General features: G+C 58.3%; 23 protein-coding genes and 3 tRNA genes. 22 read left to right on the forward strand and 4 right to left on the reverse strand.

The window, feature by feature from the left end; translation table 11 throughout:
• Window position 1 precedes the first annotated feature (1 nt).
• Both greA and KW840_RS07690 read left to right on the forward strand, forming a co-directional pair.
• Entirely contained in the window at window positions 2-478 is a 477-nt protein-coding gene (greA, locus tag KW840_RS07685; RefSeq protein ID WP_057716674.1) for a transcription elongation factor GreA, read from the forward strand.
• A 28-nt stretch (window positions 479-506) separates the two neighbouring features.
• Window positions 507-911 (forward strand): MFS transporter, encoded by a 405-nt coding sequence (locus KW840_RS07690; protein ID WP_090457736.1) that lies wholly within the window; start codon window positions 507-509, stop codon window positions 909-911.
• Between the two features lie 9 nt (window positions 912-920).
• Here the strand turns inward: KW840_RS07690 and KW840_RS07695 are convergent, their stop codons facing one another.
• Complete coding sequence (locus tag KW840_RS07695) at window positions 921-1229, reverse strand: YhbY family RNA-binding protein (protein ID WP_007942889.1); 309 nt, start codon at window positions 1227-1229, stop codon at window positions 921-923.
• Between the two features lie 105 nt (window positions 1230-1334).
• Between KW840_RS07695 and rlmE the strand changes: the two genes are divergently transcribed.
• The 17 genes from rlmE (at window position 1335) to KW840_RS07780 (ending at window position 17486) form a co-directional block, all read left to right on the forward strand.
• On the forward strand, window positions 1335-1967 hold the full coding sequence (rlmE, locus tag KW840_RS07700) for a 23S rRNA (uridine(2552)-2'-O)-methyltransferase RlmE (protein WP_057716479.1): 633 nt from the start codon (window positions 1335-1337) through the stop codon (window positions 1965-1967).
• A gap of 199 nt (window positions 1968-2166) precedes the next feature.
• A complete protein-coding gene (ftsH, locus tag KW840_RS07705; RefSeq protein ID WP_057716478.1) occupies window positions 2167-4077 on the forward strand; it encodes an ATP-dependent zinc metalloprotease FtsH in 1911 nt (636 codons plus the stop codon).
• 8 nt (window positions 4078-4085) lie between these two features.
• Window positions 4086-4937 (forward strand): dihydropteroate synthase, encoded by an 852-nt coding sequence (folP, locus tag KW840_RS07710; protein ID WP_218494886.1) that lies wholly within the window; start codon window positions 4086-4088, stop codon window positions 4935-4937.
• A 16-nt stretch (window positions 4938-4953) separates the two neighbouring features.
• Window positions 4954-6291 carry a phosphoglucosamine mutase gene (gene glmM, locus KW840_RS07715; RefSeq protein ID WP_057716476.1) on the forward strand — a complete coding sequence of 446 codons (1338 nt, stop codon included), beginning with the start codon at window positions 4954-4956 and terminating at the stop codon, window positions 6289-6291.
• A gap of 66 nt (window positions 6292-6357) precedes the next feature.
• Window positions 6358-7113, forward strand: coding sequence for a triose-phosphate isomerase (tpiA, locus tag KW840_RS07720; RefSeq protein WP_218494887.1), 756 nt, complete (start codon window positions 6358-6360; stop codon window positions 7111-7113).
• Between the two features lie 4 nt (window positions 7114-7117).
• Window positions 7118-7501 carry a preprotein translocase subunit SecG gene (gene secG, locus KW840_RS07725; RefSeq protein ID WP_017336473.1) on the forward strand — a complete coding sequence of 128 codons (384 nt, stop codon included), beginning with the start codon at window positions 7118-7120 and terminating at the stop codon, window positions 7499-7501.
• Window positions 7502-7523: 22 nt separating this feature from the next.
• Window positions 7524-7609, forward strand: a tRNA-Leu gene (locus tag KW840_RS07730).
• Between the two features lie 97 nt (window positions 7610-7706).
• Window positions 7707-7783 (forward strand) — tRNA-Met (locus KW840_RS07735).
• Window positions 7784-7921: 138 nt separating this feature from the next.
• Entirely contained in the window at window positions 7922-8380 is a 459-nt protein-coding gene (gene rimP / locus KW840_RS07740; protein WP_007915250.1) for a ribosome maturation factor RimP, read from the forward strand.
• Between the two features lie 59 nt (window positions 8381-8439).
• Complete coding sequence (gene nusA / locus KW840_RS07745) at window positions 8440-9921, forward strand: transcription termination factor NusA (protein ID WP_007988680.1); 1482 nt, start codon at window positions 8440-8442, stop codon at window positions 9919-9921.
• 27 nt (window positions 9922-9948) lie between these two features.
• Complete coding sequence (infB, locus tag KW840_RS07750) at window positions 9949-12474, forward strand: translation initiation factor IF-2 (RefSeq protein WP_057716474.1); 2526 nt, start codon at window positions 9949-9951, stop codon at window positions 12472-12474.
• Between the two features lie 159 nt (window positions 12475-12633).
• Window positions 12634-13035, forward strand: coding sequence for a 30S ribosome-binding factor RbfA (gene rbfA, locus KW840_RS07755; RefSeq protein ID WP_007973108.1), 402 nt, complete (start codon window positions 12634-12636; stop codon window positions 13033-13035).
• Between the two features lie 3 nt (window positions 13036-13038).
• Window positions 13039-13956, forward strand: a complete 918-nt coding sequence (gene truB / locus KW840_RS07760) for a tRNA pseudouridine(55) synthase TruB (protein WP_057716473.1) — start codon at window positions 13039-13041, stop codon at window positions 13954-13956.
• A 117-nt stretch (window positions 13957-14073) separates the two neighbouring features.
• A complete protein-coding gene (gene rpsO / locus KW840_RS07765) occupies window positions 14074-14343 on the forward strand; it encodes a 30S ribosomal protein S15 (protein WP_015093441.1) in 270 nt (89 codons plus the stop codon).
• 206 nt (window positions 14344-14549) lie between these two features.
• Window positions 14550-16655, forward strand: coding sequence for a polyribonucleotide nucleotidyltransferase (gene pnp, locus KW840_RS07770; RefSeq protein WP_007915263.1), 2106 nt, complete (start codon window positions 14550-14552; stop codon window positions 16653-16655).
• Between the two features lie 139 nt (window positions 16656-16794).
• Window positions 16795-16870, forward strand: a tRNA-Thr gene (locus KW840_RS07775).
• A 310-nt stretch (window positions 16871-17180) separates the two neighbouring features.
• Window positions 17181-17486 carry a DUF6388 family protein gene (locus KW840_RS07780; protein WP_090453044.1) on the forward strand — a complete coding sequence of 102 codons (306 nt, stop codon included), beginning with the start codon at window positions 17181-17183 and terminating at the stop codon, window positions 17484-17486.
• Between the two features lie 131 nt (window positions 17487-17617).
• Here KW840_RS07780 and nadC read toward each other — a convergent pair whose 3' ends face one another.
• Window positions 17618-18466: a carboxylating nicotinate-nucleotide diphosphorylase gene (gene nadC / locus KW840_RS07785; RefSeq protein ID WP_057716471.1), complete on the reverse strand. Its 849-nt coding sequence runs from the start codon at window positions 18464-18466 to the stop codon at window positions 17618-17620.
• Between the two features lie 243 nt (window positions 18467-18709).
• On the opposite strand from nadC, the gene ampD reads away from it, so the two are divergent.
• The 3 genes from ampD to KW840_RS28945 all read left to right on the forward strand — a co-directional run bounded on the left by ampD (window position 18710) and on the right by KW840_RS28945 (window position 22342).
• Window positions 18710-19270, forward strand: coding sequence for a 1,6-anhydro-N-acetylmuramyl-L-alanine amidase AmpD (gene ampD, locus KW840_RS07790; protein ID WP_218495116.1), 561 nt, complete (start codon window positions 18710-18712; stop codon window positions 19268-19270).
• Window positions 19267-20103, forward strand: coding sequence for a regulatory signaling modulator protein AmpE (ampE, locus tag KW840_RS07795; RefSeq protein WP_218494889.1), 837 nt, complete (start codon window positions 19267-19269; stop codon window positions 20101-20103). Before ampD ends, ampE begins: the two co-directional genes overlap by 4 nt.
• 1534 nt (window positions 20104-21637) lie before the next feature.
• The gene (locus KW840_RS28945) at window positions 21638-22342 is read left to right on the forward strand and encodes a methyl-accepting chemotaxis protein (RefSeq protein ID WP_371318452.1); all 705 of its coding nucleotides are present in this window, start codon (window positions 21638-21640) and stop codon (window positions 22340-22342) included.
• 27 nt (window positions 22343-22369) lie between these two features.
• Here the strand turns inward: KW840_RS28945 and KW840_RS07805 are convergent, their stop codons facing one another.
• Together KW840_RS07805 and cra are read right to left on the reverse strand one after the other, a co-directional pair.
• Complete coding sequence (locus tag KW840_RS07805; protein WP_218494892.1) at window positions 22370-23146, reverse strand: TatD family hydrolase; 777 nt, start codon at window positions 23144-23146, stop codon at window positions 22370-22372.
• A 3-nt stretch (window positions 23147-23149) separates the two neighbouring features.
• Window positions 23150-24145 carry a catabolite repressor/activator gene (gene cra / locus KW840_RS07810; RefSeq protein WP_218494893.1) on the reverse strand — a complete coding sequence of 332 codons (996 nt, stop codon included), beginning with the start codon at window positions 24143-24145 and terminating at the stop codon, window positions 23150-23152.
• Between the last annotated feature and the right edge of the window lie 233 nt (window positions 24146-24378).

Consider the following 24378-nt stretch of genomic DNA (forward strand, 5'->3'; position numbering starts at 1 on the left):
CATAACGAAGTACCCAATGACCGTTCAGGGCGCTCGCGCCCTGGAAGAAGAGCACACTCACCTGACCAAGGTCGTTCGTCCGAAGCTTAGCCAGGACATCGGTACGGCCCGCGAGTTGGGTGACTTGAAGGAAAACGCCGAATACCACGCTGCCCGTGAGCAGCAAGGTATGGTCGAGGCGCGGATCCGTGATATCGAAGGTCGCATGCAGAATGCGGTGATCATCGATGTGACGACCATTCCTCACAGCGGCAAGGTGATTTTCGGCACAACCGTCGAAATCGCCAACGTCGAAACCGATGAAAGCGTGACTTACCAGATCGTTGGTGAGGATGAGGCTGACATCAAGCTCGGCAAGATCTCTGTCGGCTCGCCGATTGCCCGCGCCTTGATTGCCAAGGAAGAGGGTGATGTGGTTGCAGTCAAAACGCCTGGTGGCGTTATCGAGTACGAGATTGTCGAAGTTCGCCACGTCTGAAGGCCGGCGCCCGTTTCGTGCGGGCGTCATGCTTTGGCAGCTGACCCAGATGTTGTGGGTCGGCGGCTTGTGGTTGTTGCACGTCGGTCTTTTGCCGGTGCTGGGACGAATTGGCCTGGCACCGCTGCTGATCGATGAAATCGCAGGCATGCTCAATACGCTGGTAGTGGGATTCGCTACGGCGTGTGTGATATTGCAGGCTTTGGTGCTGGTTAAGGCCGAGGGCCTTGTCAGTCTATGGCGCGATATTCGCGGGCAACTGCTGTTGATGGCGCTGTATGCGTGCGCGATGTACTTCGTGGTGCGTTTCGGCTGGCCGGATGCCGTGCGTTGGCAGGCGTTCAGCTATCTTGTTCTGGGCTTTACCGGGCTGGTGCTGGTGTTGCAGCCGATGCCGGGATGGAGTGGCAGGGTGCGCGAAGCACACCCTTGACCCTTGCCATCACTTGAAGCGATGGACGTTCGACAGCTGCTTGTTGACGCTGAAGTTCTTGCGGTAGATCAGTGCCATCTTGCCGATGACCTGGACCAGATCCGCTTTGCCGACCTTGCAGAGCTCTGCAATGGACGCCAGGCGCGATTCGCGATCGAGGATGTTGAGCTTGATCTTGATCAGCTCGTGATCCGCCAATGCGCGTTCGAGTTCGGCTAACACACCTTCAGTCAAACCATTGTCTGCCACAATCAGAACCGGTTTCAGATGGTGGCCAATGGATTTGTACTGTTTCTTCTGCTCTTGAGTGAGCGGCATAATCTGACCCCTGCGTCTGATCTTGTAAAAAGCGGCGGCCAGTTTACCCGAGCGAGTCCGGGACCGCCCAGTTAATCACGACCCGTTTTATTTTCGAGGTGGCCCGTGGCCCGTTCCAAGACAAGCCTTAACTGGCTGAAAGAACATTTCAACGACCCATTCGTCAAAATGGCACAAAAAGACGGGTATCGTTCCCGCGCCAGCTACAAACTGCTGGAGATCCAGGAAAAGGACCGTCTGATCCGCCCGGGCATGAGCGTAATCGACCTTGGAGCGGCCCCTGGTGGCTGGTCCCAGGTGACCAGTCGTCTGATTGGTGGGCAGGGGACATTGATCGCTTCTGACATTCTGGAAATGGACAGCATCCCGGACGTGACCTTCATTCAGGGCGACTTTACCGAGGATGCCGTGCTGGCCCAGATCCTCGATGCCGTCGGAAATAAGGAAGTAGACCTTGTGATTTCCGATATGGCCCCCAATATGAGTGGACTACCAGCCGTGGACATGCCGCGAGCGATGTTCCTGTGCGAGTTGGCACTGGATCTCTCGACTCGGGTGCTCAAGCCCGGTGGTGATTTTTTGATCAAGATCTTCCAGGGCGAAGGTTTCGACGAGTTCCACAAGAGCGTTCGCCAGCAGTTCGAGAAGGTGCAGATGCGCAAGCCGACTTCGTCGCGCGACCGTTCTCGCGAGCAGTACCTGCTGGGCCGTGGTTTCCGCGGACGCAGTGAGAGTTGAGTGAATTTTCGATCAAGGCGATAGGATTTTTGTATTACGCCTTGTCAGAATTAGCGAATATTGTGTAGGAAGTGTTTCACAAAGGGTTACAGACGGCGCCTGCCAAGTTGTAGGTAATGTAGTAAGTTAGGCCGGTGAATATCATGCGAAGCGCGCGCCAGTAGCGGAGCTTGCTTCAGAGGGTAGTTAATTGAACGATATGGCAAAGAATCTGATCCTGTGGTTGATCATCGCGGCTGTCCTGGTGACGGTGATGAACAACTTCTCCAGCCCTAACGAGCCGCAGACCCTCAACTATTCCGACTTCATCCAGCAGGTCAAGGATGGCAAGGTCGAGCGCGTAGCGGTTGATGGCTACGTGATTACCGGCAAGCGCAACGATGGCGACAGCTTCAAGACCATTCGCCCGGCGATCCAGGACAATGGCCTGATCGGCGACCTGGTGGATAACCACGTCGTGGTCGAAGGCAAGCAGCCTGAACAGCAAAGCATCTGGACTCAGCTTCTGGTTGCCAGCTTCCCGATCCTGGTGATCATCGCCGTGTTCATGTTCTTCATGCGGCAGATGCAGGGCGGTGCCGGTGGCAAGGGCGGGCCGATGAGCTTCGGCAAAAGCAAGGCGCGCCTGCTCTCCGAAGATCAGGTGAAGACGACCCTGGCTGACGTTGCCGGTTGCGACGAAGCCAAGGAAGAAGTCGGTGAACTGGTCGAGTTCCTGCGCGATCCGGGCAAATTCCAGCGCCTCGGTGGCCGCATTCCTCGTGGTGTGCTGATGGTGGGGCCTCCGGGTACCGGTAAAACCTTGATCGCCAAGGCCATCGCCGGCGAAGCCAAGGTACCGTTCTTCACCATTTCCGGCTCCGACTTCGTCGAAATGTTCGTCGGCGTGGGTGCCAGCCGTGTTCGCGACATGTTCGAGCAGGCCAAGAAACACGCTCCATGCATCATCTTCATCGACGAAATCGATGCGGTCGGTCGCCATCGTGGTGCTGGCATGGGTGGTGGTCACGACGAGCGCGAGCAGACGCTCAACCAATTGCTGGTTGAGATGGACGGCTTTGAGATGAATGACGGCATCATCGTGATTGCCGCGACCAACCGTCCCGATGTTCTGGACCCTGCACTGCTGCGTCCGGGCCGTTTCGACCGTCAGGTTGTAGTTGGTCTGCCGGACATCCGTGGTCGCGAACAGATTCTCAAGGTTCACATGCGTAAAGTGCCGATGGGCGACGACGTTGCCCCGGCCGTGATCGCTCGTGGTACTCCAGGCTTCTCCGGTGCTGACCTGGCGAACCTGGTGAACGAGGCATCGTTGTTCGCTGCCCGTGCCGGCAAGCGCATCGTCGAGATGAAAGAATTCGAACTGGCGAAAGACAAGATCATGATGGGCGCCGAGCGCAAATCCATGGTCATGTCCGAGAAAGAAAAGCAGAACACGGCTTATCACGAAGCGGGTCACGCCATTGTAGGTCGTGTCGTGCCTGAGCATGATCCGGTGTACAAGGTGTCGATCATCCCGCGCGGTCGTGCGCTGGGTGTGACCATGTTCCTGCCGGAAGAAGATCGTTACAGCCTGTCCAAGCGTGCGTTGATCAGCCAGATCTGCTCGCTGTACGGCGGTCGTATCGCTGAAGAAATGACCCTGGGCTTCGATGGCGTGACCACCGGTGCCTCCAACGACATCATGCGCGCCAGCCAGATTGCGCGGAACATGGTGACCAAGTGGGGTCTTTCGGAAAAGCTCGGTCCGTTGATGTACGCCGAAGAAGAGGGTGAAGTGTTCCTCGGTCGCGGCGGTGGCGGTCAGAGTGCAAGCTTCTCTGGTGAGACAGCCAAGCTGATCGATTCCGAAGTGCGCAGCATCATCGATCAGTGCTATGGCACGGCGAAGCAGATTCTCACGGACAACCGTGACAAGCTCGATGCGATGGCCGATGCCTTGATGAAGTACGAAACGATCGATGCCGAGCAGATCGACGACATCATGGCGGGTCGTACGCCTCGCGAGCCGCGCGACTGGTCGGGTGGTACGGGTACTTCCGGCACCCCTCCGGTGGTGCAGGATGAGCGTCCGGAAACACCGATCGGCGGTCCTGCTGCTGACGTATAAGGTTTTAAATGACTTCTGTTCAGTCCTCGACCCGGTTGCCTTGCGGCAACCGGGTTCTTGATTTGGCCCAGACGCATGTCATGGGTATTCTCAATGTCACCCCTGATTCTTTCTCCGATGGTGGCCAATACAGCCAGCTTGACGCGGCCATGCGCCACGCCGAAGCCATGGTGGCTGCCGGCGCGACGCTGATCGACGTCGGTGGCGAGTCCACCCGCCCTGGTGCCAGGGTTGTGTCGCCACTCGAAGAGCTGGAGCGCGTAGCCCCCATCGTCGAGCGCATCAATCGCGAGCTGGATGTGATCATCTCGGTCGACACCTCAACGCCTGCCGTCATGCGAGAAGCAGCGCGCCTGGGTGCGGGCCTGATCAACGATGTGCGTTCGTTGCGACGCGATGGTGCCCTGGATGCTGCTGCTGCCACCGGGCTGCCGGTTTGTCTGATGCACATGCTGGGCGAGCCGGGCGATATGCAGGACAATCCGCAGTATCAGGATGTCACCCGGGAGGTCGGCGAGTTTCTCGCCGAGCGCATGCATCAGTGTTCATTGGCGGGTATTCCAGCTGAGCGGATCATTCTTGATCCCGGCTTTGGCTTCGCCAAAACCTTGCAGCACAATCTGAGTTTGTTCAAACATATGGAAGCCCTGCATGTCTTGGGGCGGCCCCTGTTGGTCGGGGTTTCGCGTAAGAGCATGATTGGTCAGGCATTGAATCGTCCGGTGGGAGACCGGCTGTATGGTGGTTTGGCGCTCGCGGCGCTGGCTTTGGCGAAAGGTGCGCGTATATTGCGCGTCCATGATGTAGCCGAAACAGTGGATGTGGTGCGGATGATCGCCGCAGTGGAATCAGCCGAATAAGAATGAAGGAGCACTTATGAGCAAAAAATATTTTGGCACCGATGGTATTCGTGGGCGTGTCGGTGAGTACCCGATTACTCCTGATTTCATGCTCAAGCTCGGCTGGGCTGCAGGCATGGCTTTCCGCAAGATGGGCGCCTGCAAGGTATTGGTAGGCAAGGACACCCGAATCTCCGGCTACATGTTTGAGTCGGCGCTTGAAGCGGGGCTGACGTCGGCAGGTGCCGATGTGATGCTGCTGGGGCCGATGCCGACTCCGGCAATCGCCTACCTGACGCGCACTTTCCATGCCGAGGCAGGCATCGTCATCAGTGCGTCACATAATCCGCATGATGACAATGGCATCAAGTTCTTCTCCGGCCAGGGCACCAAGCTTCCGGATGAAGTCGAGCACATGATCGAAGAGCTGCTCGATACCCCAATGACTGTGGTTGAGTCGAGCAAGATCGGCAAGGTGTCGCGAATCAATGACGCGTCGGGTCGGTATATCGAATTCTGCAAGAGCAGTGTGCCGACCGGTACCAGCTTTACCGGCCTCAAGATTGTGATCGACTGCGCCCATGGTGCGACCTACAAAGTGGCGCCGAGCGTGTTCCGCGAGTTGGGCGCTGAAGTCGTCGTATTGTCGGCGCAGCCGAATGGATTGAACATCAACGACAATTGCGGTTCGACCCATATGGGGTCGCTGCAGGCTGCCGTTGTGGCCGAGAAGGCTGATCTGGGCATTGCCTTCGATGGTGATGGTGATCGCGTTCAGATGGTCGATCACACGGGAGCGGTGGTGGACGGCGACGAATTGCTGTTCATCATTGCCCGTGACCTGCATGAGCGCGGTAAGCTGCAGGGCGGCGTGGTCGGAACCCTGATGAGTAACCTGGGGCTGGAGCTGGCCTTGGCGGATCTGGGTATTCCATTGGTGCGCGCCAATGTCGGTGACCGCTATGTCATTGCCGAGCTGCTGGAGCGCAACTGGATCGTGGGTGGTGAAAACTCCGGGCACATCGTGTGCTTCAGCCACACCACCACGGGCGATGCAATTATTGCGGCGCTGCAGGTGTTGATGGCTCTGGGCAGGCGTGACGAAGGTCTGGCGCAATCGCGGCAGGCGCTGCGCAAGTGTCCTCAGGTGCTGATCAATGTGCGATTCGGCGGCGGCGCAAGCCCTCTCGAGCATCCGTCGGTCAAGGAGGCCAGCGAGCGTGTGACCAAGGCCATGGCAGGTCGCGGGCGTGTGCTGTTGCGCAAGTCCGGAACCGAACCGCTGGTGCGTGTGATGGTCGAAGGCGAAGACGAAACGCAGGTTCGTGGGTATGCCGAAGAGCTGGCAAAACTGGTTACTGAAGTTTCTGCCTGAATTCGGCTTGCCAGCCATGATTGTGTTGGGTAACATCTGCGCCCACTTTGACCGACGAGGTACAGCATGCGTCGCCCTATGGTAGCTGGTAACTGGAAGATGCACGGTACCCGCGCCAGCGTCGCAGAGCTGATCAACGGCCTTCGTGACTTGGCCTTGCCGAGCAGTGTTGATGTTGCGGTATTCCCGCCTTTCCTGCATATCAATCAAGTGATTGAAGGCCTGGAAGGAAAGTCGATTTCGGTCGGCGCGCAGAATTCTGCGGTGGAATCCGGACAAGGTGCGTTGACCGGTGAAGTTGCACCGAGTCAGTTGGTGGATGCAGGTTGTTCCCTGGTGCTTGTCGGGCATTCCGAGCGCCGCCAGATTCTGGGGGAGCAGGACGCAATGCTGATCCGCAAGTTCGCAGCGGCACAGGCATGTGGCTTGACTCCGGTGTTGTGCATAGGGGAGACCCTGGAGCAACGTGAAGCCGGAAAAACTCTTGAGGTTGTCTCGCGTCAGCTTGGCAGTATCATTGAGGAGCTGGGTGTCGGTGCCTTTGCCAAGGCAGTGATCGCTTACGAGCCGGTCTGGGCCATTGGCACGGGGCTGACTGCAACGCCGCAACAGGCGCAGGATGTGCACGCAGCCATTCGCGCCCAGTTGGCGGCAGAGAATTCTGAAGTCGCACAAGGTGTGCGGCTTCTATACGGCGGCAGCGTGAAGGCGGCCAATGCGGTCGAACTGTTCGGCATGCCGGATATCGATGGGGGTCTCATTGGTGGGGCTTCCCTGAATGCAGATGAGTTCGGTGCGATCTGTCGCGCCGCGGGAAACTGAAAAAATGCTGGAAACAGTCGTAGTCGTTTTTCATCTGCTGGGTGCATTGGGCGTAGTAGCTCTGGTTTTGCTGCAGCAGGGTAAAGGTGCGGATGCTGGCGCGTCTTTCGGAGCAGGTGCTTCAAATACTGTGTTCGGAAGCCAAGGTTCCTCTACCTTTCTTAGTAAGTTTACTGCTATACTTGCCGCAGGTTTTTTCATAACCAGCTTGGGGTTAGGTTACTTTGCTAAAGAGAAGGCTCACCAGCTGACTCAAGTAGGTCTCCCAAACCCAGCGGTACTGGAAGTTCCAAAGCAACAACCGGCTTCTGATGATGTCCCGGTGCTTCAAGAGCAAAAGTCGGCTACTCCAGCGACTGACGTGCCTCCAGCTCAAGAGCAGAAGTAAGAAGGGTTTCAAACGTAGTATTGCCGAGGTGGTGGAATTGGTAGACACGCAACCTTGAGGTGGTTGTGCCCATAGGGTGTAGGGGTTCGAGTCCCCTTCTCGGTACCAATTAGTCAGGAGAGCCCGCTGTTGCGGGCTTTCTTGCAGGTGGAAGGTTACATTGACCCTGTAGGGGATCGGTCGTATACTTCCGCCCCAGCTTTGTCGCGGGGTGGAGCAGTCTGGTAGCTCGTCGGGCTCATAACCCGAAGGTCGTCGGTTCAAATCCGGCCCCCGCAACCAGTTTAAGGAGCCCCTTTTAAGGGGCTTTTTGTTAGCTGGACACTTTCAACGCCGCTGTTCGACGGCGTTTCAAGGATGGGCGTTTCGCCCATTTTTTTATTTTGCATAGCATGCACATACATGCACTAGGGGGTTCAGGTGTCGAGCAAGCTAGAAGAGTTGCAGGCCTTGCTGGCCCCGGTGGTCGTGGCCCTAGGCTATGAATGCTGGGGTATCGAGTTTTCGGCTCAGGGTCGTCACTCGATGTTGCGCGTTTATATCGATAAAGAAGGCGGCGTGCTGGTGGACGATTGCGCCATCGTCAGCCGTCAGATCAGCGGTGTGCTGGATGTTGAAGATCCAATCTCCGTTGAGTACACCCTTGAAGTTTCCTCGCCTGGCATGGAACGCCCTCTGTTCACTCTTGAGCAGTTTGCAAAATTTGCCGGTGAACAAGTGAAGATCAAGCTGCGCTCGCCTTTTGAAGGACGACGCAACTTTCAGGGCCTTCTGCGCGGCGTAGAAGAGCAGGATGTCGTGGTGCAGGTAGATGACCATGAGTTCCTGTTGCCGATCGATATGATCGACAAGGCCAACATTATTCCCAGTTTTGACTGAGGCGTGCCAGATACTGCGGATCCCGCGGATCCAATGGCTTGCGAAAGGCGAGGCGTACGATGAGCAAAGAAGTACTGCTGGTTGTTGAGTCGGTATCCAATGAAAAGGGCGTACCGGCAAACGTGATTTTTGAAGCGCTGGAGCTGGCCTTGGCCACTGCTACCAAAAAGCGTTTTGAAGACGAAGTTGATCTGCGTGTGGAAATCAACCGCCACACGGGTGCATACGAGACATTCCGTCGCTGGACGGTCGTCGAAGAAGCAGACCTGGACGATCCGGCCATCGAAACCTGGCCGAGCAAGGTTGCTGAAACGCATCCTGGCGCCAAGGTCGGTGACGTCGTAGAAGAGAAGATCGAGTCCATCGAGTTCGGCCGCATTGCCGCACAGACTGCCAAGCAAGTCATTGTGCAGAAAGTTCGCGAAGCCGAGCGCGCTCAGGTTGTTGACGCTTACCGCGAGCGCCTGGGTGAAATCATCTCCGGCACCGTGAAAAAAGTTACCCGCGACAACGTGATCGTTGATCTGGGCAACAACGCTGAAGCGTTGCTGGCCCGTGAAGACATCATTTCTCGCGAAACTTTCCGGGTTGGCGTGCGTCTGCGTGCGCTGCTCAAGGAAATCCGCACCGAGAACCGCGGCCCGCAGTTGATCCTGTCGCGTACCGCGCCGGAAATGCTGATCGAGTTGTTCCGCATCGAAGTGCCGGAAATTGCCGAAGGCCTGATCGAAGTGATGGCTGCGTCCCGTGATCCGGGTTCGCGCGCCAAGATCGCCGTTCGCTCCAAGGACAAACGCATCGACCCGCAGGGCGCTTGCATCGGTATGCGCGGTTCGCGCGTCCAGGCAGTGTCGGGTGAGTTGGGCGGTGAGCGTGTTGACATCGTCCTGTGGGACGACAACCCGGCTCAGTTCGTGATCAACGCCATGTCCCCGGCCGAGGTTGCGGCAATTATCGTTGACGAAGATGCCCACGCAATGGACATCGCCGTTGGCGCAGACAATCTGGCTCAGGCCATCGGTCGCGGTGGTCAGAACGTGCGTCTGGCCAGCCAGTTGACTGGCTGGACCCTGAACGTGATGACCGAATCGGACATCCAGGCTAAACAGCAAGCAGAAACCGGCGACATCCTGCGCAACTTCATCGACGAGCTGGAAGTCGACGAAGAACTGGCTCAGGTGCTGGTTGATGAAGGCTTCACCAGCCTGGAAGAGATTGCCTACGTACCGTTGGAAGAAATGCTCAACATCGACGGCTTTGACGAGGAAATCGTCAACGAGCTTCGCGCTCGTGCCAAGGATCGCTTGTTGACCAAAGCCATCGCTACTGAGGAAAAGCTGGCAGACGCCCATCCGGCCGAAGACCTGCTCTCGCTTGAGGGTATGGACAAGGATTTGGCGATGGAACTGGCGGTGCGCGGCGTAATTACCCGCGAAGACCTGGCCGAGCAGTCTATTGACGACCTGCTCGACATCGACGGCATTGACGATGATCGTGCCGGCAAGTTGATCATGGCCGCCCGAGCCCACTGGTTCGAGTAATTAGGCGCGGCCTGAGGAGAGAAGTGCATGACGCAAGTCACGGTGAAACAACTGGCCGATGAGGTCAAAACACCGGTAGAGCGCCTGTTGCAGCAGATGCGTGAGGCAGGTCTGCCGCACACCGCCGCCGAAGAAAGTGTGACTGACAGTGAGAAGCAATCGTTGCTGACTCACTTGAAAAGCAGCCACAAGGCGAAAGTGGAAGAACCACGCAAGATTACGCTGCAGCGTAAAACCACCAGCACCCTGCGTGTTGCTGGCAGCAAGAGCATCAGCGTTGAAGTACGCAAGAAGAAAGTCTTCGTACAGCGCAGCCCGGAAGAAATCGAAGCCGAGCGCAAGCGTGAACTGGATGAACGTCGCGCAGTAGAAAATGCTGCTCGTCAGAAGGCTGAAGAAGAAGCCAAGCGTCGCGCCGAAGAAGAAGCGCGTCGCCAGCCTGCTGCTGCGCCGACCGCTCAAGCCGAACCTGTTGCAGCGCCTGCTGCGGTGGCCGAGCCAGTTCGCGAAAGCGCACCGGTTGTGGCGGCTGCTCCAGCTCCTGCGGCCGATACCCGCAAGCGCGACGAACAGCGCCGTCCGGACAAGCCACGTGCCGACGACAACAATCGTCGCGGTAGCGGCGATGGCGAGCGCAAAAACGCTCCGCATCGTGCTTCGGTCAAGGAAAAGGCTCCGGCTCCACGTGTTGCCCCACGTACTACCGACGAAGAAAGCGATGGCTTCCGTCGTGGTGGTCGCGGCAAGGCCAAGCTGAAGAAGCGCAACGCCCACGGTTTCCAGAGCCCGACCGGCCCTGTCGTGCGCGAAGTGAAGATCGGCGAAACCATCACTGTTGGCGATCTCGCCCAGCAGATGTCGGTGAAGGCTGCTGAAATCATCAAGTTCATGTTCAAACTGGGTACTCCAGCGACCATCAACCAGGTACTGGATCAGGAAACTGCCCAGTTGGTTGCCGAGGAGCTGGGCCACAAAGTGACCCTGGTCAGCGACACCGCCCTGGAAGATTCCCTGGCCGAGTCCCTGAAGTTTGAAGGCGAGGCAGTTTCCCGCGCACCAGTCGTGACCGTAATGGGCCACGTTGACCACGGTAAGACTTCCCTGCTCGACTACATCCGTCGGGCCAAGGTTGCTGCTGGCGAAGCCGGTGGTATCACCCAGCACATCGGCGCATACCACGTTGAAACCGACCGTGGCATGGTGACGTTCCTCGACACCCCTGGTCACGCCGCGTTTACCGCAATGCGTGCCCGTGGTGCCAAGGCGACCGACATCGTGATCCTGGTGGTTGCAGCGGACGACGGCGTGATGCCGCAGACCATTGAAGCCGTCCAGCACGCGGTAGCGGCTGGTGTGCCACTGGTTGTTGCAGTGAACAAGATCGACAAGCCAGGTGCTGACCTCGATCGCATCCGTAGCGAACTGTCGGTTCACGGCGTGACTTCGGAAGAGTGGGGTGGTGACACTCCGTTCGTACCGGTCTCGGCGAAGATGGGTACTGGCGTCGACGAACTGCTCGAAGCCGTATTGCTGCAAGCCGAAGTCCTGGAACTGACTGCAACTCCGTCGGCTCCTGGTCGTGGCGTCGTGGTTGAATCGCGTCTGGACAAGGGCCGTGGCCCGGTGGCTACCGTTCTGGTTCAAGACGGTACCCTGCGCCAAGGCGACATGGTCCTGGTCGGTTCGAACTATGGCCGTGTACGTGCCATGCTCGACGAGAACGGCAAGCCAATCAAGGAAGCCGGTCCGGCCATCCCTGTCGAGATTCTCGGCCTGGACGGTACCCCGGACGCTGGCGACGAAATGAGCGTGGTTGCCGACGAGAAGAAAGCCCGTGAAGTGGCTTTGTTCCGTCAAGGCAAGTTCCGCGAAGTCAAACTGGCTCGCGCTCACGCCGGCAAGCTGGAAAACATCTTCGAAAACATGGGTCAGGAAGAGAAGAAGACGCTCAACATCGTCCTCAAATCCGACGTCCGTGGTTCGCTGGAAGCGTTGAACGGTGCCTTGAACGGCCTGGGTAACGACGAAGTGCAAGTGCGCGTGGTCGGTGGCGGCGTCGGTGGTATCACCGAATCCGATGCCAACCTGGCACTGGCCTCCAACGCTGTACTGTTCGGCTTCAACGTGCGTGCCGATGCCGGCGCGCGCAAGATCGTCGAGCAGGAAGGTCTGGATATGCGTTACTACAACGTGATCTACGACATCATCGAAGACGTCAAGAAAGCCCTGACCGGTATGCTCGGCAGCGATGTTCGCGAGAACATCCTGGGTATCGCCGAAGTGCGTGACGTGTTCCGTTCGCCGAAGTTTGGCGCGATCGCCGGTTGCATGGTTATCGAAGGTGTTGTTCACCGTAACCGTCCAATCCGTGTACTGCGTGAAGACATCGTTATCTTCGAAGGCGAGCTGGAATCCCTGCGCCGCTTCAAGGATGACGCTTCCGAAGTACGTGCCGGCATGGAATGCGGTATCGGCGTGAAGAGCTACAACGACGTTAAAGTCGGTGACAAGATCGAAGTCTTCGAGAAGGTGCAGGTTGCTCGCAGCCTCTAACTCGCGCACTTCAGGAGCCGTGACGGGGCGTCGCATGCAAATGCGCAATTCGTCACCAGGACTCTAAACGCAACGCCCGGTCTGGCTTTTGTCAGGCCGGGCGTTTGCCGCTTTCAGACCTCACGGGTTTCACCGTGGGGCAGTAACAGGTAACAAGACATGGCAAAAGAATATAGCCGTACCCAACGCATCGGCGATCAGATGCAGCGTGAGCTGGCACAACTGATCCGTCGTGAAGTCAAAGACCCGCGCGTCGGCCTGGTCACCATTACCGCAGTGGAAGTCAGCCGTGACGTCGGTCACGCCAAGATCTTCATCACCGTGATGGGGCAGGACAGCGCCGAAGAAATTGCACAAAGCATCAAGGTGCTCAACTCCGCCGCCGGTTTCCTGCGCATGCAGTTGGCTCGCGAGATGAAACTGCGCAGCGTTCCACAGCTGCACTTCCACTACGACGAAAGCGTCGTGCGTGGTGCGCATCTGTCGGCATTGATCGAGCGCGCAGTGGCTGAAGACAATCAGCATCCGGTTGCGGCAGAAGCCGAAGACACCAAGGAGTAATCGGTGGCTCAGGTCAAACGTATCCGTCGTAACGTCAGCGGCATTATCCTTCTCGACAAGCCGCTGGGGTTTACCTCCAACGCGGCCTTGCAGAAGGTTCGCTGGTTGCTGAACGCCGAAAAGGCAGGTCATACCGGCAGTCTCGATCCCTTGGCCACCGGCGTGTTGCCGCTGTGCTTCGGCGAGGCGACCAAGTTCTCGCAATACCTGCTCGATTCCGACAAGGGTTATGAAACCCTGGCGCAACTGGGCAAGACCACCACCACGGCGGATGCCGAAGGTGAAGTTTTGCAGGAGCGCCCGGTGACCGTTGGTCGCACCGATATCGAGGCTGTACTGCCGAAATTTCGTGGGCAAATCAGTCAGATACCGCCGATGTACTCGGCGCTCAAGCGTGACGGCCAGCCGCTGTACAAGCTGGCTCGTGCAGGTGAAGTAGTGGAGCGCGAACCGCGTTCTGTTACTATTACGCGCTTGGAATTGCTGGCCTTCGAAGGAGATACTGCGCGGCTGGCGGTGGATTGCAGCAAAGGCACCTATATCCGTACCCTGGTGGAGGATATCGGTGAGCAACTCGGTTGTGGCGCTTACGTTGCAGAACTGCGACGTACCCAGGCCGGGCCATTCACCCTGGCGCAGACGGTTACCCTCGAAGAGCTGGAAGCGGTACATGCCGAAGGCGGCAACGAAGCGGTCGATCGTTTCCTGATGCCATCGGACAGCGGCTTGCTGGATTGGCCACTGTTGCAGTTCTCGGAAGCGAGTGCGTTCTACTGGCTCAACGGCCAGCCGGTACGTGCCCCGGATGCTCCGAAGTTCGGCATGGTGCGGGTACAGGATCACAATGGTCGCTTCATCGGTATCGGTGAAGTGAGCGAAGACGGGCGCATCGCGCCGCGTCGACTGATTCGGTCAGAATGACCGGACGAGGGTGGCTGTCAACAGGCACGGTCACTACTCATTTTTAGATACAGGGATTTGTCCCTGGCCTGTTGAAACTGTTTTTCTGAAACAGTTTCCTGATAAAAGGATTGCCTCATGGCTCTCGACGTTCAAGAAAAAGCTCAAATCGTAGCTGACTACCAGCAAGCTGTTGGTGACACCGGTTCGCCAGAAGTGCAAGTTGCACTGCTGACCGCCAACATCAACAAACTGCAAGGTCACTTCAAGGCCAACGGTAAAGACCACCACTCCCGTCGTGGTCTGATCCGCATGGTTAACCAGCGTCGTAAGCTGCTGGACTACCTGAAAGGCAAGGATCTGGGTCGTTATCAGACTCTGATCGGTCGCCTGGGTCTGCGTCGCTAATAAGCGATTGCGCTAGAGGTTGGTTGTCTGTCGTGCACCAGCGGGTTTCCCGCCGGCGCATGGCAGGCTCCCAGCCTCAAGTTTTATCTGGATACCTGCTTTGCCTGAGTAACACCTGGACAAACCAGTCGGGCCGATTCCCGGCGTTGCCCAAGAATTTCGTAAGAAACCAGTTCCCCCAAGAGCCACAAAGAAGGTAGGACACCGTGAACCCGGTAATCAAAAAATTCCAGTTCGGTCAGTCGACCGTTACCCTCGAGACTGGCCGTATCGCCCGTCAGGCCTCCGGCGCAGTATTGGTCACCGTTGACGACGACGTCAGCGTATTGGTGACCGTAGTCGGTGCAAAACAAGCCGATCCAGGCAAGGGCTTCTTCCCTCTGTCTGTTCACTACCAGGAAAAGACTTACGCTGCCGGTAAGATCCCTGGCGGTTTCTTCAAGCGCGAAGGCCGTCCTTCCGAGAAAGAAACCCTGACTTCCCGACTGATCGACCGTCCGATCCGTCCGCTGTTCCCGGAAGGCTTCATGAACGAAGTGCAGGTTGTCTGCACCGTCGTTTCCACCAGCAAGAAGACCGATCCGGACATCGCTGCGATGATCGGTACCTCGGCTGCGCTGGCGATCTCCGGCATTCCTTTCGATGGCCCGATCGGCGCTGCCCGCGTTGCGTTCCACGAAAGCACCGGTTACCTGCTGAACCCGACTTACGAGCAACAGGCTGCTTCGAGCCTGGACATGGTCGTTGCCGGTACTTCGGACGCTGTGCTGATGGTTGAATCGGAAGCCAAAGAGCTGACCGAAGACCAGATGCTGGGCGCGGTACTGTTTGCTCACGACGAGTTCCAGGTTGTGATCAACGCCGTCAAAGAACTGGCCGCTGAAGCTGCCAAGCCAACCTGGACCTGGGCGCCTGCGCCAGAAGCCACCGAACTGCTGGGCGCTATCCGTGCCGAGTTCGGCGAAGCGATCTCCCAGGCCTACACCATCACCGTCAAGGCTGACCGTTACGCTCGCCTGGGCGAGTTGAAGGATCAGGTCGTTGCCAAGCTGTCCGGTGAAGAAGGCCAGCCTTCTTCCAGCGAAGTCAAAGCAGCTTTCGGCGAAATCGAATACCGCACCGTTCGCGAAAACATCGTTAACGGCAAGCCACGTATCGACGGTCGCGACACCAAGACCGTACGTCCGTTGAACATCGAAGTCGGCGTTCTGCCAAAAACCCACGGTTCGGCTCTGTTCACCCGTGGCGAAACCCAGGCTCTGGTCGTTGCAACTCTGGGTACTGCCCGTGATGCACAGCTGCTGGACACCCTGGAAGGCGAGAAGAAAGACCCGTTCATGCTGCACTACAACTTCCCTCCGTTCTCGGTAGGCGAGTGTGGTCGCATGGGTGGCGCTGGTCGTCGCGAAATCGGTCACGGCCGTCTGGCCCGTCGTTCGGTTTCGGCCATGCTGCCTGCCGCTGACGTGTTCCCGTACACCATCCGTGTTGTATCGGAAATCACCGAATCCAACGGTTCGAGCTCGATGGCTTCCGTTTGCGGCGCTTCCCTGGCCCTGATGGACGCTGGTGTGCCGATGAAGGCGCCGGTTGCCGGTATCGCCATGGGTCTGGTTAAAGAAGGCGAGAAATTCGCCGTCCTGACCGACATCCTGGGTGACGAAGACCACCTGGGCGACATGGACTTCAAGGTAGCCGGTACCGCCAAAGGCGTCACCGCGCTGCAGATGGACATCAAGATCAAGGGCATCACCGAAGAGATCATGGAAATCGCTCTGGGCCAAGCCCTGGAAGCGCGCCTGAACATCCTCGGCCAGATGAACCAGATCATTGGCCAGTCGCGTACCGAACTGTCGGCCAACGCTCCGACCATGATTGCGATGAAGATCGACACCGACAAAATCCGTGATGTCATCGGTAAAGGCGGCGCGACCATTCGTGCGATCTGTGAAGAAACCAAGGCTTCGATCGACATCGAAGACGACGGTTCGATCAAGATCTTCGGCGAAACCAAGGAAGCGGCTGAAGCAGCACGTCAGCGCGTTCTGGGCATCACCGCTGAAGCCGAGATCGGCAAGATCTACGTCGGCAAGGTTGAGCGCATCGTCGACTTCGGCGCATTCGTCAACATCCTGCCGGGCAAGGACGGTCTGGTTCACATCTCCATGCTGAGCGATGCTCGCGTTGAGAAAGTGACCGACATCCTGAAAGAAGGCCAGGAAGTGGAAGTGCTGGTACTGGACGTGGACAACCGCGGCCGTATCAAGCTGTCCATCAAAGACGTGGCGGCAGCCAAGGCTTCGGGCGTTTAATCACGCCTCACGCCTGACCGCTTCAACGTTATAAAAAATGCCCCACCGTGAAAACGGTGGGGCATTTTTTTGTCTGTAGATCACAGAGTTGATTGACGACGTTGCCGTTGCTGAAACTCGGTGCTAGGTTTAGCCCACCGCCCGTGTAGCTCAGCCGGTAGAGCAGCGCACTCGTAACGCGAAGGTCGCAGGTTCGATTCCTGTCTCGGGCACCATATCTCCCTCGCTTGTTTCACCTTTCCGCTCAGGTTCTCGAGTTCGCCGTCCTGATCGCTGTTTGAATTTATGTTCCCGCCGCCATCAAAACATCGTGTGCACAACTTTTTGTGGGGAGATGTAAAGAGACGTGTAAATCCTCAGCCAAACGTCCTATATTCGGAGTCTGCCTGAGCAACGCCCAGCAGTTTTCAGATGATCCAGAATGGTTCTGAAGGCCAGATAAACCGGGCTTGATCCGGTTTTTTGTGTCAGAGAGATCCTTGAAGATCCAGATCCATCTTCCATTCCCAGATCAGCGAGAACGCCATGACTGTTAAAGAGATGACCCAGGAAGCCCGACACGAAGAAGCGCTGAAGAAGTATGTGCTGGATGCCCCCGAGTTGATGGACGAGATCAAGGACTTGTCCGCCGACGATCAGAAAGACCAGATCCAGTGGGCGTTCGAGGATGAAGCCGAAGCCCAGGGCTTGCAACCGTGGGAACTGACGCTCAAGTACACATCAACCCCGGAAGAATACGAGACCGAACGCCTGAAACTGCACAAGGAAGCTGCCGAGGTGTTGGGCGTCGAGTGGGAAGAGTACTGCGAGATGAACAATCTGGTGGTCTGACACTCATGTAGGAGCGAGCTTGCTCGCGATGTTCGTTAACGATAACGCGTGTTTACTGGTTAAACGTGGCGCTCTCAGGTACATCGCGAGCAAGCTCGCTCCTACAGTTTTGGCAACTCACATACGTGTGATCAGAGACTCAGGCGCATCGACAGATCGACCGCCTTCACATCCTTGGTCATCGCACCGATCGAAATGTAATCCACCCCAGTCTGTGCAATTGGCAGCAACGTACTTTCGTTGATCCCGCCGCTGGCCTCCAGCTTGGCCTTGCCGGCATTCAGGCGCACGGCTTCACGCATGTCGTCCAGGCTCAGTTCGTCGAGCATGATGATGTCGGCACCGGCCGCCAGCGCTTCCTTGAGTTCATCCAGGCTTTCCACTTCAATCTCGACCGGTTTGCCCGGGGCGATCTTGTGCGCGGCGGCAATGGCCTGCGCGATGCCGCCGCTGGCGGCGATGTGGTTTTCCTTGATCAGGAAGGCGTCATACAGGCCGATGCGGTGGTTATGGCAACCGCCGCAGGTCACGGCGTACTTTTGCGCCAGGCGCAGCCCTGGCAGTGTTTTGCGGGTGTCGAGCAGCTTGACCTGAGTCTCGGCCACGAAGTCCGCCAGGTATTGCGCGCGGGTCGCCACGCCGGAGAGCAGTTGCAGGAAGTTCAGGGCGCTGCGTTCGCCGGTCAGCAGTGAGCGCGCAGGGCCTTCGAGGTGGAACAGCACCTGATTGGGCGTCACCCGTTCACCGTCGGCAACCTGCCAGTGCACCGCCACCCGCGGGTCCAGTTGCCGAAACACGTTATCGACCCAGGCGGTGCCGCTGATGACGGCCGCGTCGCGGGTAATGATGGTGGCTTTGGCCAGGCGTTCGGCCGGGATCAGCTGCGCGGTGATATCGCCGCTGCCGATGTCTTCATGCAGCGCACGGCGCACGTTGGCTTCGATTTCGGCGGTCAGATCGGCGAGACGTAGATTCGGCATAACAGACTCCACAAACAAAGTGGCTCGATTATAGGGCCATGCCACCGACCAACCCAAGGCATCAGAGCGTTACGTTTGCGCTGGCACCTGTATTTGGTCGAATCCCTGACGTTGCCGGCGTTGGTTGTCGATTCCGAACATACGCCTGTTTTAGATCGACAACCTCAAACGCGGCAAGTGATCGCGTCCTGGGGGATTATCGCGGCATACTGTGCCAATACAGTCGACGTTGAAGGAATCGGTATGCAGTTGGACCCCGCGAGCGGTTGGATTCAGGGTGTGCATGTCTGCCCCTCTCCCAACTTCAATGCGCGCCCCACAGGCGAAATTTCCCTGCTGGTGATCCACAACATCAGCCTGCCGCCGGCGCAGTTCGCCACCGGCAAGGTGCAGGAGTTTTTCCAGAATCGTCTGGATGTCACCGAACATCCCTATTTTGAAGGGATTGTGGACTTGCGGGTGTCGGCGCACTTTCTGATCGAACGTGACGGTACCGTTACCCAGTTTGTTTCGTGCCTTGAGCGTGCGTGGCATGCGGGCGTCTCGAGCTTCGAGGGGCGGGAAACCTGTAACGATTTTTCCGTGGGCATCGAGCTCGAAGGCACGGATGATCTGCCGTTCACCGACGCGCAATACCGCGCGTTGACAGCCCTGACGCGCCAGTTGCAACAGGCGTTCACGGCAATCACCACAGAGCGTATCTGCGGGCACAGCGACATTGCACCGGGGCGCAAAACCGATCCAGGGCCGGCGTTCGACTGGGCACGCTATCGTGCCGCCCTGGCACAAGAGGAAGGACGATGAGTTTTCTGGTGTTGCTGTTGGCGGTGTGGATCGAGAAGTTCTCGGCCCTGCGCCATCGGGTTCAGCGTGACAATGGCTGGACACACGAGCTGAACAAGCTTGAGGCCAGCCCGCGATTTTCAAACCGACCATGGCTGGTGCTGTCGATACTGGTCTTGTTGCCGGTGGCGTTGCTGGGGTTGCTGCTGGTCGTCATCGAGCCGGTGGCCTATGGCTTGCTGGCGTTGCCGATCCATATGCTGGTAGTCATCTACAGCCTGGGGCGCGGTGATCTACTGGGCGATCTCGGGCCGTTCCGCGATGCCTGGCGTCGGGAGGACCTGCAAGCGGCGGCCCATGTCGCCCAGCGCGATCTGGATATCTGCGCAGACAATGGCGAGCAGCTGCTGGAGCAGGTCGAAGGGCATTTGCTGTGGGAGGCCTACCAGAGCTTTTTCGCGGTGATTTTCTGGTACTTCCTGTTGGGTCCGGTTGCGGCGCTGAGTTATCGGTTGCTGGCGCTGGCCGAAGAACACGGGAAAACCCCTGCAGTGGTCGAGCGCGCCGGGCAACTGCGTCACGCCTTCGACTGGTTGCCGGTGCGTCTGCTGGCCGCGAGCCTGGCGTTGGTCGGCAATTTTGTCGCGGTCAGTCGGGTGATGCTGCATGAGCTGCTGAACTGGAACATCAGCGCCGCGCAATTGATCGTGAAAGTCGGGCTGGTGGCCGGTGAAATTCCGGCGCCGGTGACCGGCGCGGAAGGTATCAACAATCTGGACCGCATCTGGGCGCTGCTGCTGCGTGCGGCGGTGCTCTGGTATGCCGGCTTTGCGTTGTGGACGGTCCTGCATTAGCCCGGCTGTCTGAGCCATTGTGGCGAGGGGGCTTGCCCCCTCGCCACATTGAGTTCGCTTCGTATCGCTCGCGGACTTCTGTCGTTAACCTTAAGTTACAAAACCTCCTGCCGATTTAAGTTATACAGAGATAGCGTCGAATAGTGGCTATCTGCTTTCTGTCTGCGCCTGCCAATAAAAAAAATAAGAAACTGAAGGGAGACATCCAGTGAAGAGCTTGCTCTATCCCGCTGTCGCACTGATGAACCGTCTGAGCTTCGGTATGAAGTTCAGCCTGATCAGCGTACTGTTCCTGGTGCCGATGCTGGTGACCAACTTCTATCTGGTGCGTGACTCCTACCGCGAATTCCAGGGCACGCGCATCGAGCTGCAAAGTCTCGACCTGTTGGGCAGCAGCCTGACGTTGCGGCGCGATCTGGAAACCCTGAACAACCTGGTGCAGATCAATGTCAGCCTCGGCCAATCCGGCAAGGCCGGCAATGTCGAATCGAAAATCAGCGCCCTTGAGCAGAATATTCTGACTCGCCTGCAAGGGCTGACGGCGATGACCAGCGACCCGGAGCAGGTTGCGGTGTTTGATGGCAAACGCGATGAAATGATCGCCGCGTTCAAGGCCCAGCAAACGGAAAATTCCCTGCAAAGCAAAAGTGCCTTGATCGGCAAGCTGGTGGGCAGCGCGCAGATTTTCAGCCAGCTCATCACCAGCCAGTCCGGCCTCAGTCGCGACAACCAGAGCGACATGCGCCAGTTGAGCGAGCTGGTCACCCTCGTCACGCCACGGGTCACCCAGATACTGGGCGAAGGTCGGGCAATGGGGTCTTACTCGTTGGGGCAGGGATTCATCAACTCGGCTTCGAGTACCCGTTTCGATGAATTGCTGGCGCAGATTGAAAAGCTCCAGGCCGAGTATGGCCTGAAGTTGCAGGATGCCTTGGGTTCCAGCAAGGCTGCGCGCGATACCCTGGCCGCTCAGGCCGACAGCAGCCGGGCATCCCTGAAGAAAGCCAGCGAGCTGTTCGAAGAACAAGTGGTCATGGCGGATACCCTCGACGCGCCGTGGCAGGGCTTTTACGATCAGGTCAGCGCCCTGATGGACCAGACTTACCAACTCAACGAGGCGGTCCTGAAGTATCTCGGCCCGCAATTGCAGCAGCGACTTGAGCAGAATCGCACGCACATGGTCTTGCAGGCCGTGGCGCTGTCAGTCGTCTTTGTGTTGATCTTTTATCTCTACGGCGCTTTCTATGCCTCGACCCGCACCACGCTCAAGCGCCTGGGGGCGGTGATGGACAAGGTGGCGGCCGGCGACATGACAGTGACCTTCAGCGCCCACAGCCGCGATGAGCTGGGGGAGCTGGGCGAAGTGTTCAACGGCACGGTGAAAAAGATCCATGACCTGATCGAGCGGGTGGGGCAGACCGTCAGCGAAGTCGAGCGTCAGGCCGGCCAGGTGGAAAGCGTTTCCGCGCAAAGCAACCAGGCCGTCGCCGGGCAGCGCACGCAGATCGAACAAGTGGCCACGGCGATGAACCAGATGTCGGCCACTTCCCAGGAAGTGGCGCGCAGTGCCGCCGCGGCGGTGAGCAGTGCCCACAGTGTCAACGATGAGACCATCAGTGGTCGTGGCCTGGTGGAGTCACAGCAAGGCAGCATTGCCGCGCTGGCCAGCGAGATCGATCAATCGGTACTGGTGATCAACCAACTGGCCAGCGACAGCCAGTCCATCAGCCGTGTGCTCGAAGTGATCAAGAGTATCGCCGAGCAGACCAACCTGCTGGCGCTCAATGCTGCCATCGAGGCGGCACGGGCCGGTGAGCAGGGCCGTGGTTTCGCCGTGGTAGCCGACGAAGTCCGGACCCTGGCCAAACGAACCCAGCAATCGACCGAAGAAATCGAGCAGATGATCACCAGGCTCCATGACGGTGTCGGCGCGGCGGTCAAGGCCATGGGCACCAGCCATGAAATGGCCAATGGCACGGTCGGGCAGTCGGAAAAGGTCCAGCGGGCGCTGGAAAACATCTTGGGAGCGGTCGGCATGATCGTCGACCAGAACCAGCAGATTGCCGCCGCAGTGGAGCAACAAACCGCCGTGGCTCACGACATCGACCAGAACATCGTCGAGATCAATCGCGCTGGTGAGCGCACCGCTGAAGGTGCGCATCAGACCGAAGATGCCAGCCGGGCGTTGTCGGCCCAGGTCGTGGAGTTGAAACAGTTGATCAGCGCATTTCGGGTGTAGCGGTCGCCTGATACCACAGGATTTGATTCACCAGTTGAACAACTCGCAGGCATTGGCCGTACTGGCCGCAGCCAATTGCTCGGGGCTGATCGCCATGATGTCGGCCAGTGCCGCGCAGATCGCGGGCAGATGCGCGGGGCTGTTGCGTTGGCCGGGGAACATGGCGGGCGCCATGTCCGGGGAGTCGGTTTCCAGCACCACAGAATCCAGCGGTAGCTCGGCGAGCACTCGGTGCATGCGCAGTGCTTGAGGCCAGGTCGCGGCGCCGCCCAGGCCGAGTTTGAAACCCAGCTTGATGTATTCCCGGGCTTCTTCCTGGCTGCCGGCAAAGGCGTGGATGATGCCGGCCCGTTTCAGGCGAAACCGTTTGAGCGTGGCAATCACCGCCGCATGGCTACGCCGCACATGGATCAGTGCTGGAAGATTGAAGTCCGCCGCCAGTTGCAGTTGTGCGTCGAACAATGCCTGCTGGCGCTCACGGTCCAGGGTTTCGATGAAGTAGTCCAGGCCGATCTCGCCGACGGCACACAGTTGCCGATGGCCAGCCAGGCGGGTCAGCCAATCGCCGAGTTCGCTCAAGTCTTCAGGGCGATGATCGTCCAGATACACCGGATGCAATCCGAACGCCGCATGCAGGTCGGGATCGTTTTGCACCAGCTCCCAGACCCGCTGCCAATTGGCCTGATAAACCCCCAGCACCACGATCCGCCGCACCCCGAGGGCGCGGCTTTCGGCCAGCAGCGCCTGACGGTCGGCGTCGAAGTCCGGAAAATCCAGATGAGTGTGGGTGTCGATCAGCTCCACGGTTCAGTCCTGGCGAATACGCTGCTTGAACGTGCGCGCAATGGCTTGCACACCGGGCCGGTAATCCGACTGCTCGATGGCTGCCAGGGCCAGCGCGAGGGCCTTGTCGGCGATCAACTGGTGCTGCTGGGCCATGGCGTTGACCGGCAGCGGCAGGAAGTCCAGCAACTGAGTGTCGCCGAACGTGCCGAGGCGCAGCGGGCGGTTTTTCAGCGGGAAGTCGTGCAGCGCATCGAACACGCCTTGAAGCAGCACGTAGGATGTGGTCACCAGGGCATCGGGCAAATGGCCCAGGCGCTGCAGCAATTCTTCCATCAATTGTTTGCCGCACTCGCGGCTGAAGGATTCGCCTTCTTCAATCAGCACCTCACCGTTGAACCCGGCGAGCGCCTCTTTGAAGCCGGCGCAACGTTCCTGGCTGATGCTCAGCTCCGGGCGGGCGCCGATCAGCGCGATCTGTTTGGGCAAGGGGTCGAGCAGGCTGCGGGTCAGTTGCAGGCTGGCCTCGCGGTCGTCACTGATCACCGAGCAGAAATGCTCGGGTTCCATGACCCGGTCGATGGCGATGATCGGAATGCCCTTGGCCTGCAATTGGCGATAGCTGTCGTCGCCGGGCGGCAGGCAGCTGGCAACGATCAGTGCGTCGCAGCGCCGGGCGCGGAACAACTGCAGCAATTGCCGTTCGCTGTCCGGCGCATCGTCGGAACTGGCGATCAGCAACTGATAACCCCGGGCCCGCGCACCTTGTTCCAGCAATTTGGCGATTCGCGCGTAACTGGGGTTTTCCAGATCCGGCAGAATGAACCCCAATGTGCGGGTGTGTCGGCTGCGCAATCCGGCGGCCTGTGGGTTAGGCGTGAAGCCATGTTGTTCGACGACCGCGCGCACGCGTTCGACGGTAGCGCTGCTGATGCGCTGTTGTTCGGCCTTGCCATTGATGACATAGCTGGCGGTGGTGACGGACACACCGGCCAACTGGGCGATATCACTGAGTTTCAACCCGCTGTTTCCTTGTTTTTTCGAGATTGCCTCGACATTTTCGTCAATCCTAACCGATTAAGGCAGGCGACCATTGTCGCAACGCATCCGACAAGTTGGACTTCAAGGATGGGCCAATTTCGAGTAACGTGCCAATCGATATGGATTAAACGTTTCAGCAAGCGTATTTTCTACGTTTTAGGCGCCTTTGGCCGGTTCTGCCGTGAAACCGCCAAAAGCGATGACCAAGCGCC

Source organism: Pseudomonas sp. PDM30, assembly GCF_019218985.1.
GTDB classification, from domain to species: Bacteria; Pseudomonadota; Gammaproteobacteria; order Pseudomonadales; family Pseudomonadaceae; genus Aquipseudomonas; species Aquipseudomonas jessenii.